12 protein-coding genes are annotated in these 10499 nt (G+C 61.9%); 1 reads left to right on the forward strand and 11 read right to left on the reverse strand.

Annotated features, from left to right (window positions below):
* Positions 1-522, reverse strand: a 522-nt coding sequence (locus ABYO54_RS08305; RefSeq protein WP_372807784.1) for a response regulator transcription factor, incomplete at its 3' end; no start/stop codon positions are given.
* 360 nt (positions 523-882) lie between these two features.
* Between ABYO54_RS08305 and ABYO54_RS08310 the strand changes: the two genes are divergently transcribed.
* Complete coding sequence (locus ABYO54_RS08310; RefSeq protein WP_372807785.1) at positions 883-1461, forward strand: hypothetical protein; 579 nt, start codon at positions 883-885, stop codon at positions 1459-1461.
* Between the two features lie 600 nt (positions 1462-2061).
* Here the strand turns inward: ABYO54_RS08310 and ABYO54_RS08315 are convergent.
* The 10 genes from ABYO54_RS08315 to ABYO54_RS08360 form a co-directional block, all read right to left on the reverse strand.
* Positions 2062-2919 carry a hypothetical protein gene (locus tag ABYO54_RS08315; protein WP_372807786.1) on the reverse strand — a complete coding sequence of 286 codons (858 nt, stop codon included), beginning with the start codon at positions 2917-2919 and terminating at the stop codon, positions 2062-2064.
* Complete coding sequence (locus tag ABYO54_RS08320) at positions 2916-3521, reverse strand: GspMb/PilO family protein (protein ID WP_372807787.1); 606 nt, start codon at positions 3519-3521, stop codon at positions 2916-2918. Before ABYO54_RS08320 ends, ABYO54_RS08315 begins: the two co-directional genes overlap by 4 nt.
* A 4-nt stretch (positions 3522-3525) precedes the next feature.
* Positions 3526-4860, reverse strand: coding sequence for a hypothetical protein (locus ABYO54_RS08325; protein ID WP_372807788.1), 1335 nt, complete (start codon positions 4858-4860; stop codon positions 3526-3528).
* 27 nt (positions 4861-4887) lie between these two features.
* Positions 4888-5967, reverse strand: coding sequence for a hypothetical protein (locus ABYO54_RS08330; protein WP_372807789.1), 1080 nt, complete (start codon positions 5965-5967; stop codon positions 4888-4890).
* A 31-nt stretch (positions 5968-5998) separates the two neighbouring features.
* Positions 5999-6799 carry a prepilin-type N-terminal cleavage/methylation domain-containing protein gene (locus ABYO54_RS08335; protein ID WP_372807790.1) on the reverse strand — a complete coding sequence of 267 codons (801 nt, stop codon included), beginning with the start codon at positions 6797-6799 and terminating at the stop codon, positions 5999-6001.
* Positions 6786-7199, reverse strand: a complete 414-nt coding sequence (locus tag ABYO54_RS08340; protein WP_372807791.1) for a prepilin-type N-terminal cleavage/methylation domain-containing protein — start codon at positions 7197-7199, stop codon at positions 6786-6788. Before ABYO54_RS08340 ends, ABYO54_RS08335 begins: the two co-directional genes overlap by 14 nt.
* Positions 7192-7701: a Tfp pilus assembly protein FimT/FimU gene (locus ABYO54_RS08345; protein ID WP_372807792.1), complete on the reverse strand. Its 510-nt coding sequence runs from the start codon at positions 7699-7701 to the stop codon at positions 7192-7194. Before ABYO54_RS08345 ends, ABYO54_RS08340 begins: the two co-directional genes overlap by 8 nt.
* Before the next feature lie 25 nt (positions 7702-7726).
* Positions 7727-8167 (reverse strand): type II secretion system major pseudopilin GspG, encoded by a 441-nt coding sequence (gene gspG, locus ABYO54_RS08350; RefSeq protein ID WP_372807793.1) that lies wholly within the window; start codon positions 8165-8167, stop codon positions 7727-7729.
* Positions 8168-8195: 28 nt separating this feature from the next.
* Positions 8196-9410: a type II secretion system F family protein gene (locus ABYO54_RS08355; protein ID WP_372807794.1), complete on the reverse strand. Its 1215-nt coding sequence runs from the start codon at positions 9408-9410 to the stop codon at positions 8196-8198.
* A 4-nt stretch (positions 9411-9414) separates the two neighbouring features.
* Positions 9415-10499 (reverse strand): GspE/PulE family protein (locus ABYO54_RS08360; protein ID WP_372807795.1); only part of this gene is annotated, 1085 nt, incomplete at its 5' end.

Here is a 10499-nt window from a genome sequence, read left to right on the forward strand (position 1 = left end):
CCAGACATACTTCAACAGTTGCGAGCGCGTGAACACCTTGCCCGGCGACCGCATCAGATATTCGAGCAACCGGAACTCGCGCGGGGCAAAAAATATTTTTTCATCGCCATACCGCGCCTCGCGAGTCACGAGATTGAGCATCAACGGCCCCGCGTGCAACACGCTGTTGCGGCGGGTTACGGCATTGATGCGCGCCAGCAGTTCGTCGATGAAATAGGGCTTGGTCACATAGTCGTCGGCACCGAGCTCCAGCCCCTCGACGCGCTGGGCGCCCTCCGAAAGCGCCGTCAACAGAATGACCGGTACGGCATTGCCATCCTCCCGCAGCGCCTTCAGGACCGAGAGGCCGTCGCGCCCCGGCAACATGACATCGAGTAGGACAAGGTCGAAATCCCCACTCAAGGCCTTGGCCAAGCCTTCGTTTCCATTATCGGCGATGACGGCCTCATGCCCGCTCTCTTCCAACCCGGCGCAAACGTTGCGCGCAATCTTTTCTTCGTCTTCAACAATCAGGATGTTCATCTCGCATTTCTTCCTTAAGTAAGTGCCCTACGAACCAACGCAGACCGAAGCCATCTAGTGCCGGCGTCAGGTTACGGTTTTTTAACCGACGGGACGCACCTTAGCCGGGACCACCTTAAGATTCCGTTAATCCGGCCAATCAATTTCCCCGCCTTTGGTTGCGGGGAAAAAGACGAGTGAATGCAGGCTTTTTCTCCGGCCTGCGATTGTGACGAATTCGTAATCTTTCTTTATCCAATATTTCGCGATGCCGGTTCGTTCTCTTTCCCATACGGGGCGGAGCGCCCTTGGCGAGAGGCGATCTCTCCGGCTTTCCCCGCCCGTTTAACGACAAAAAACGCAACCAACAAGGAGATCGGCATGAAAACGAAGACATGGCAAATGGCAGGACTGGCAATGGCATTCATCGGCGCGGCATCCATCGCGCAGGCTCAGGGACCGAGCGGAACCCGCCTCAGCCGCGAAGATATGATTAAGAAATACGACACCGACGGCGACGGCGTACTCAGCGAAACCGAACGCGAAACCATGCGCGAAGCCATGAAAAACGAGCGCGGCGGACAAGGCGGCGGGCAAGGCGGCAGACAAGGCGGCGAGCAAGGCGGCAGACAAGGCGGCGAGCAAGGCGGCCCGGGCGGCGTAACCCTTTCCGCAGCGGAAACCATCGCGAAATACGACACGGATGCCGATGGCAAGCTTGACGCAACCGAACTCGAAACCCTCATGAAAGCAGAGCAAGAGTCCCGTTCGCGCGGACGTGGCGCCCGTGGCGGACAGGATATGCAGCAGGGTCAGCGCGGCAGTGGCCGTGGCGGACAACAGGGCGGCGGATCCACCCGGGAAGAAATGATCAAGAAATACGACAAGGACGGCGACGGCGTACTCAACGACGAAGAGCGCGCAGCCCTTCGTGCGGATATGCAGAACCGCTCCAGATAACCAACAAAACTATCACGGGATCGTTTATTCGATCTACGGTGCGCGGAAAAATCCTTCCCCCGCGCACCGTTTTTTTTTGTGCTCATCAACTCCACCGATTCGCGCTCATTCCGTCAATAAAAACGGGGATAGCAACACCCCTTCGTATCCGTTGCGCCTTTGCGGGGAAAAAGGACGACTCATGAAATATCCGGGTTAGCCGGTCGCCACGTGTTTTTCCGTGGCTCAAATCCGCTTCAAGGCTGAATGGTTTTATGGGGAAAGCGGCCACTTGAAGCCAAACGACGCGTCCCATGCGCGGGAACGGAGCGTCCGGCCCGGCCGATCAATCGGCAATGGATAAACCTAACCCGGCGGAGCCGCAACCAAAAGCAACTCATACGAACAATCAATGACCGCAAAGACACGGAGACGCCTAGGGGACTCGTACTTGCCGTATTTCAACCGTTTCTTCTCCCCAAGATCAAAGGATCCTCTTCGTTGCGCCTTCGCGGTCAAAAAAATCCATTGTAAACATGATGGGATTGGAACAGAGAGGGACTAAAAACGAAAAGCGGTGCGCCATGCGCACCGCTTCCGGGAAACGTATGATACCGACGGCTAGCGACTCCGCCCGCCGGACGAACTACTGCCGGAAGAACCGCTGCTTCGCGACGTGCTGCTACTGCTGCGCGTAGAGCTGGACGAGCCGCCACTGTTCCGGGAGCCGGACTGTCCGCCCTGCTGCCGCGAATCGTCACCGCCGCTCATGCGCTGTGCGATCGCCGCGCGCTGTTCGGGCGTCATCGAACGCATCATGTTGCGCAGGTCGTTGAACATCAGTCCTTGGGCGGGTTGCGCCGTGACCGTGACGGAGGTTGCATTCGCGGTCTGCGTTCCGCCGCCCGCCGTTTCGACCGCCAGCGTGCCTTGGCCGTAGCCGGCTTCCGCGTTGTCGGCCACGTGCTTGGCCGGCACATAATCCACCTCGTAGGTTTCCACTTCCCCGGTCACGAAATGCTCGACCGTCAGGCCTTTCATGGTGATCTCCTTCACATCCCATTCGTTCAGGAAATCGACGATGCTCTTGCGCGGGTCGCGCGGGTCGGTGATCCGCTTGAGCACCTCGCTGACATTGTCCTGCCAAATCCGCAGGTTGACGCTCGGCCGCGACTTGAGCGACAGCACCACGCTGCACTTTTCGCCGACATAAACGCCTTTGACCAAGAGATCGGAAAAGCTCTTCGCGCCGGAGGCCTTGCGGGTCTTCGAAAAGAGGTGCTTTTCGAGCACGACATCCATCGAGGGCACATCGCTTTTCAACTGCGGTTGCTGCGGCGACCGCGCGTTGTACATGGCTTGGTTGCTTTCAATCTTCACCCCGACCGGCTTGTTTACGGCCACGCCGACCGAAATCGCCCCGAGAACACAGAGCCCGCCGACCGCCGGAAGCGCATATTTAGACATATTCAAAATCATTTTTCGCCTCCTTCCTGGCAAATGATCTGGATGGAAAGGTCCACCCGCAACGTAGGCTCCGAGTCGTCGGTCGTCGAGGTGAACCGGCTTCGACGGCCGCGACTGCGGCGTTCCTCGATCGAAAAGTTTTCGATCAGAATCAACGGACGGTAGGTCTCGATGCGGTGGATGAACTTGAGGATTTCCGCATAGCGCCCCTCGCCCCTGACGGAGAGGTTCATCTGGTTGGAGGCATCGCCGACCGCCGACCGGCCGGCGGTGGTTTGCAGGTTGAGGTCGGGGCCCAGCTCATTGAACAGCTTGATCATGGCGGTCTGCGTCAGGATCTGGTTTTCGATCGGCGGAAACAGCAGATCGTCGGCCTCGCGCAACGCCGTGCGCAACGCCTGATGCTCGTCGGAGATGATCCCCTCGTCGAGGTAGAGTCCATCGAGACTGTTCAGCATCAGCATTTCGTCTTCCAGCATTTGGCGTTGCTCCTCCCGGTAGGCGGCGGCCTTTTTCGTGGCGGGATAAACCACCAGCCCCAGGAACAGCACCGTTGCCCCGATCACCAGATAGAGCCGCTCGCGTCGCGACATTCGTAAAAACATCTTCTTCATCCCGCTATCTCCTCAATCTTGCCGTCATCGAAAATTCATAGTAGCCATCGCGCTCCGTACCGATGTCGGACGCATTGATGGTCGCAACGAAAGGCAGCGCCATCACCAATTCCGGCAGCGCGTCGGGTTTTTTGGAACTGCCCTTCAAAACGATATCGTCGCGACCGCACGAGATCTCCTGCAGATAGGTATCCTCCGGGAGCGCGTCGGAAAGCGTTTTGAGCACTTCCATGGTTCCGGTGCTCGAGCTGCAGACCTTGGCCAGCTGCTCCAACTGCCGATGGTAGATTTTGTTTTTTTCCTTCATGGCCTGGATCGGAGCGGTATCGCGGCGCAACTGCTGCAGCGAGCGCCCGACCTTGCGGCGCTCCAGCGCCGGGGCCCCGATGCGGAAGGCATAGGTGGCCAGCAGTTCGCAAACCAACAGCAGGCAGAGGACGTAGAGCGCCACGGTGCGTTTGTTGATCGGCACCTTGCGGTGCCGGTCTTCCAGCAAATTCATGGAGGGCGGCGCCTCCGCCGTCGCCGCGAGCAGCGAATCGATGAACGGCAATTGATCCTCCCCCGCCATCGAAGCGAGCGCCTCGGGCAGTTCGATCCGCCGCACATGCAGGCCGAAGGCCGTGCCCAAATCCTCGCCGAATCCTTCGACCACGCAGGGGCCGCCGATGAGAATCCGCGAAACCCCTTCGCTGCCCAGCCACGCCTTGTTGCGCGCCATCATTTGGCGGGCGGCGGTCAGCACGCGTTCTTGAACGTCGTTGCTGCGGGGAATCGACTGCGACCCCTGCAACATGCCCTCGCCGTAGAGGCAAAGCTCCACGTGCCGCTCGTCGACCAGCACCAGCAGGCCCGGCATACCCGCGAGTTGCGGGGCCACCAGCGAGGCGAACGAAACGGCCTCGTCCACCGGAACCCCGGCTTCCTCGAAGCGCTCCACCAGCCCGCGCACCTCCGGCGATCGGGCCGCCACCAGGTCGAGCACCGCCTGCTTGCCGTCGGGCGATTCCGCCACCGCCCAGGCCAGCAGCCGCTCATCTTCCGCGAACGGCACGTGGCGCGTGGCTTCGTTGCGGACCATGCCCGCCATTTCATCCATCACCACCACCGGGTAGCGCAGGGTACGCTGCATCGCCATGTCGCGCGGGACAACCAACGTCACCCGCCCCGGCGTCTTCCCGGTCGAGGCCATCAGTCCGGCCACCGCCTCGAACACCGCTTCGTCGCGCGGCAACCGCTCCGTCAACTTGATCTGCGCGCCCAGCATGCTTCGATCCACGAACACCACATCGACCGCGTCGTCGTGGAACAGAATGCACATGTTTGCTTTATTGTTCATACTACCCATCCGTTCTCTTCATTGTTTTCAATCATCTTCCGGCACACTGTAGGCGAGCACCCGTTCAACCATTTCGCGCGGCGCATTGCCCATCATGTCGTCGATTTCATACGCGTCCTCTTCGTCGGCCAACTTCAGGCGAATCAGGACGAAGCGTTCGGCGCGCACGGGGGCCGCAACCGCGTCATCGCCCAAAAGCGACCCGGCATCGTCCTCGGCCTCCTCCTCGATGCGGCCGCTGGCCAGCAGATACAATTGGTCCGGCAACTCATCGACCTTGTTGTATTCGAGTTCCTCGTCTTCGTCGTAATCATCGTCCGCCGGCATCGCGCCCGACAGGATATACTCGGCCGAAGCGCGCCCGGCGGGGCTGTGGTCGCCGATCAGGTAGCGCAAGATGCCGCCACCCCAGAGCATGCCGTCGTCGGTGCGCAGCGGGTAGCCGTCGCCATAAAACATTTCGCGCGTCACGCCGTAGACCATCAGCAGCTCCTCGAAGGAATCGAAGTCGCCGTTCTTCACGTGGCGCGGCGGGTCGAGATCCTGATAGTCGTCCTCCTCCATGCCGCTGGCCAAGGCAAGGTCGTCGCTGTCGGTCCAGTCGATGATGCAGTCGACCAGAGTGGTGCGCTCCTCGCCCTCGTCCATTTCGCAGGCGACTTCCAGCAGGCGGTGCCACGCGTTTTCGTCCAGATCGTTCGGATCGAGCGCCGACGGCACATGCACCAGCCGGTAGGAAAGAATGCCGCGCCCCAGCGGCACGCCGTCGCGGTAGTACTGCATCTCCTCGATTTCCGATTCATAGTCCTCGGTGCCCGAAATCAAATAGGCGTCGCCATAGCTGTTGGCATAGAGCGATCCGCCGCGCGATAGCTCCAGCCGCGCCAACTCGAAGGCGCTGCGGGCCAGCTGGGTATTGATCGCCTCTTCATAGTGCCCGCCGGCGGCCTTCAGCTCGTTCTTCATGTCGGCGGCGAAATCCGCCACCAGGAACGAAAGCACCACCGCCACCGCCAACACCAAAAGAAGGGCGGATCCCGCTTTGGGGTTGTCCACAGATGGACACAGAAGGTCGCGGATGCCTGGCCGCACCGTTTCTATTTCCATTCTGCGAAGATCTGCGTTCATTTGCGGGGTCCTAAATTCCGTTTCTCCGGACGGCATAGTCGAAGACCAGCGTCTCGGCATCCATCTTCGGGAGCTTGATTTCCATCTCGATATAGTCGGGCACTTCGAGGGCATAGTCGCCTTCGACCTCGTCCTCTTCGAGCTCGAGCGGCTCGGGCTCGCCGGTCATATCGGTCTCGTCGAGTTGCCAATGGGAGAAGCGGATCGACTCCACCTCTTTCAGCAGGCATTCCTCGCGGGTCGGCAGCACCGCCACCTCGCCGAACATCGCGTTGTCGCCCCAATCCTCGCCGACCGGGTTGTCGATGCCGTTGAGGAACGAAACATCGGTCAGCCAGAGGCTCGGCGCATCGGTTTTCTCGTCATACCGCACCTCCAGCAGCACCCAGTGCATGCACCCGTCGCGCTCGGCCGAAAGGAACGGGCGGTCCAGGCAAAAGCCCAAGGCCTCCGCTTCGCCGCGGTAGCGGTAGTCGCCCTCCGCCGAATCGTAGGCGCCGTCCTCTTCCAAATAGTTGATCTCCTCCTGCGAAAGCTGGAGCGCACGGGCATCGCGCAGCGCCTCGCCCAGCACCAGCTCCAACGACCGCATCCGCGTCAGGTTGTCGAGCGCCGCCGTGGCCTGGTCGATCGATCCAATCGCGTTGCGCAACACGCCGCCGACCGCCATGCACAGGATGCCCACCACCACCAGCGTCACCAGCAGCTCCAGCAGGGTGAAGCCCCCGTTCCGGCGAAGGTCGGCGCTTTCGCGCCGCGCTCTACCGCGAGGCCGCGCCCCCGCGCTTCCCAATGGATCAATCCTCCTCATAAAGCCCAATCCCTTGGAGCGCCACGTGGTTCTTGCGCTCGCCGCCGGTGTCGTTGCTCCACGAAACCGTAACCTCCAGCCGATACGGGAAGGTGCCGTCCGACAGGCTCTCGTCGCTGGAATCCATGCCCGGCAGATCGTCGACGTCCATCGCCCAGACCTCCGTTTGCCAGGCATAGCGCCCCGCCTCGCCGGAGCTCTCCGCGTCGGGCTCGTAGGTGTAGCGCCGCAGGCTATCCATCTCGCGCATGGCGATCCGCACCGCCAAGGCGTGGTCCTTCGTGTAGTTGATGTCGCGCAAGTGATGCCCCAGCGCCGAGAGCAGCCCGGTCACGCCGATCGAAAAAACCACCAGCGCCACGAGAACTTCGAGCAAGGAAAAGCCGGACCGCCTAGTCATCGCCGGCCTCCTTGGCGCGTTGCGCGGTGACCCGCCCGGTCAAAACGTCGGCGGCGAACTCATAGCGGACGCCACCTTTCGAGAGGCCGACTCCGCCGCCGTCGCTGCCGCCGAAATGGGCGAACGCGACGGCCAGCACATTGGTGCTTTCTTTATCGGGCTCGTCCCCCGTCAGGACATCGATCGCGATTTCTTCGTCGAGGACGATCGACTTGCCCCCGAAATCGCCGGCGAAGAAGAGCTCCTTGGTCTGGGGGTTCACGCGGATTTCGGTGCGGACCTTTTGCGCCATGGCGGTGGCGCGCGCCTCGGCCATCAGCTTCATGACGCTCCGCCCCTGCTTGCGCAGGGCATATTTCGGGGACGTCATCGATTCAATGGTTGGAATGCCAATGCCCGCGAGCACCGAAATGATCACGATGACCACCAGCAACTCGACGAGGGTAAACCCCGCCTTCGCTGCTGGATACGTGGTGCAAGATGCTGGGCCGTCCTTCGGCATGCGGCATTCCTTGTTCGCGATTCGTTTATTCGTCCAAGCTGGACAGATCGGCGTTGAAGCCTTCGCCGCCCTCGACGCCGTCGGCGCCGAGGCAGACGAGTTCATAGTCGCCGCCGTCGGACGCCGGAACTTTGAGGACATAATCGTTGCCCCACGGATCGCGGATATCCTTGGACTTGCGCATGTAGGGTCCGCCCCAGGAGCCGTCGTCCTCGTCCGGCGTGGAGACCAGCGCGGCGAGCCCGTCCTCTTCGGCGGGATAGCGGCCCATGTCGAGCTTGTAGCGTTCGAGCGCGGTTTCGAGCTGGCTGAACGAGGTCCGCGCCGCCTGGACGCGCGCCTTGTCGGGCTCTTTGCGGAACGTTTGCATCGAGATGGTTCCGATCACCATCAGGATCACGATCACCACCAAGAGTTCCACCAAGGTGAAACCGGATTTGCGCTGTTTTCTTTTCTTCTGATTCATGACTGCCTCCTGTTCAAACACTGTTTTTTTAGCCCGTCGACGTGCTCATGGCCATGATGCCCTGCATCATGCCGACAACGATGAAGCCGACGATGATGGCGAGAACGACGATGAAAGCCGGTTCGAGTACGCTGACGAAACGGTCGGTGCTGGCCGACACCTTTTCCTCGTAGCGGTCGGCCACCTTGTCGAGCATGGTGCCGAGTTCGCCGGAATCCTCGCCCATCGAGACCATGCGCGCGGCGAGTTCGGGAAAGAGCGGATCGGCCTGCAGCACGGGGCCCATCGGCTTGCCGCCCTGCACCTGCTCGTAGACGTGGCGCATCAGCTTTTGCAGCGCGGCGTTGCCGAGCGTTCCGCCCGTGATGGAGATGGCCTGCAGGATCGGCACCTGCCCTTCGAGCAACGCGCTGAGCATGCGGCAGAAGCGGCTGGTCTCGGCCTCGGCCAACAGCCCGCCGAGGATCGGCGTGCGCAGCACCTTGGTGCCCCAGGCCACCCGCCCTTCCTCGTTGCGCGTCCAGAACTTGAACGCGCCGACCGCCGCCATAACCAGCAGCGGTCCGAGCCACCAGTATTCGCGGGAAAAACCGCTGATGCCGATCAACGCGCGCGTCGAGGCCGGCAGCATTTCGCCGGACTCGTCGAACATTTCGATCAGCTTCGGGATGACGAGAACCATCATGATGGCCACCACGACCACGCCCATGACGAGGAGCAGCGAGGGATAGATCAGGGCGGTAACCACCTTCGAACGCACTTTCTGCCGCCGCTCCAGCAGGGCCGCGATGCGCCGCATGATCAGATCGAGCGAGCCGGAGGCTTCGCCGCCGCGCACCATGTTGGAATAGAAGCGTTCGAACACCTTCGGATGCCGCGACAAAGCGTCGGCGAACGAGGCGCCGCCGGTCACGTCTTTCCACACCTCGGTGAGCACCTCCTTGAACCGCGGGTGCGGGCAGAGGTCGGCCTGGGTCTTGAGCGCCTGTTCGAGCGGGATCTTGGCGTCGAGCAACGCGGAGGTCTCGGACGAAAACTCCATCAGCTGCTGCGTGGTGATCCGCTTGCCGAACGAGGAGCCGCCGCCGGCGTTGCCTTCGACGGCATCGGCGGGCACCACCTTGAGGACCACGAGGTGCTGCCGCTGGAGCTGCTGAATGGCGCGCGTCTCGGTCGGGGCTTCGATGAACCCGGTGCGGCTCTCGCCGGCCGCGGTCACGGCTTTGTAGGAAAACTTGATCATGACGCTATGCCCATTGCGTTACCCGGCGGACTTCCTCGACGGTGCTGGTCCCCTCGACCATCGCCTGCCAGCCGCACTCGCGCAGCAGCCGGGTGCCGTTGCGCTTCGCCATCGCGCGGATCGGCCCCGCTTCGGGCGATTTCTGGATCAGCTCGCGCATCTCGTCGTTGGCGCCCATCAGTTCGTAGAGGCCGACGCGGCCATAGAACCCGGTGCCGTCGCAGTGCTCGCAACCGCGGCCGCGCTTGAAGGTGTATTCCGGATCGACGGCTTCGGGGAAGTCGGCCAGGTGCGCGCGGGTAAGGGTGTAGGCCTCGGCGCACTTGGGACAGACGCGGCGGCAGAGCCGCTGCGCCAGCGCGCCCGTGAGCGCGGAGGCGATCAGGTAGGACTCGACCCCCATGTCGGCCAGGCGGGCGATGCTGCCGGCGGCGTCGTTGGTGTGCAGCGTCGAGAGCACCATGTGCCCGGTGAGCGAGGCCTGGATGGCGATGTCGGCGGTTTCGGCATCGCGGATTTCACCGACCATGACGATGTCGGGGTCCTGGCGCACGATGGAGCGCAGGCCGTTGGCGAAGGTCATGCCGATCTTGGGGTTCATCTGGATCTGGTTGATGCCCGGCAAGCGGATTTCGACCGGATCCTCGATGGTGATGATCTTGACCTTTTCGGAGTTCAGGTGCGTGAGGGCGGTATGCAGCGTGGTGGTTTTGCCGCTGCCCGTCGGGCCCGTCACGAGAATGAAGCCCTGCGGTTGCTCGACCATGTGGACGAACTGCGCGCGTTCGCGATCCGGCATGCCGAGGCTTGAAAAATCCAACTCGACCTGCTGCTGGTTGAGCAGGCGGATGACGATGTTTTCGCCGTAGATGGTCGGCGTGACGGCCACGCGCATATCGAGGTCGAAGCCCTGGATCTGCATCTTGATGCGGCCGTCCTGCGGGATGCGGCGTTCGGCGATATCGAGCTTGGCCAGCAACTTGATGCGCGAGGTGACGGCGGCGTGGTGCTTCTTGTCGATCGACTCCGTTTCGTGCAGCACGCCATCGACGCGGTAGCGGACGCGCAGGTTGTATTCGCCGACTTCGA

Source organism: Pontiella sp. (genome assembly GCF_041622395.1).
Classification (GTDB): Bacteria; Verrucomicrobiota; Kiritimatiellia; order Kiritimatiellales; family Pontiellaceae; genus Pontiella.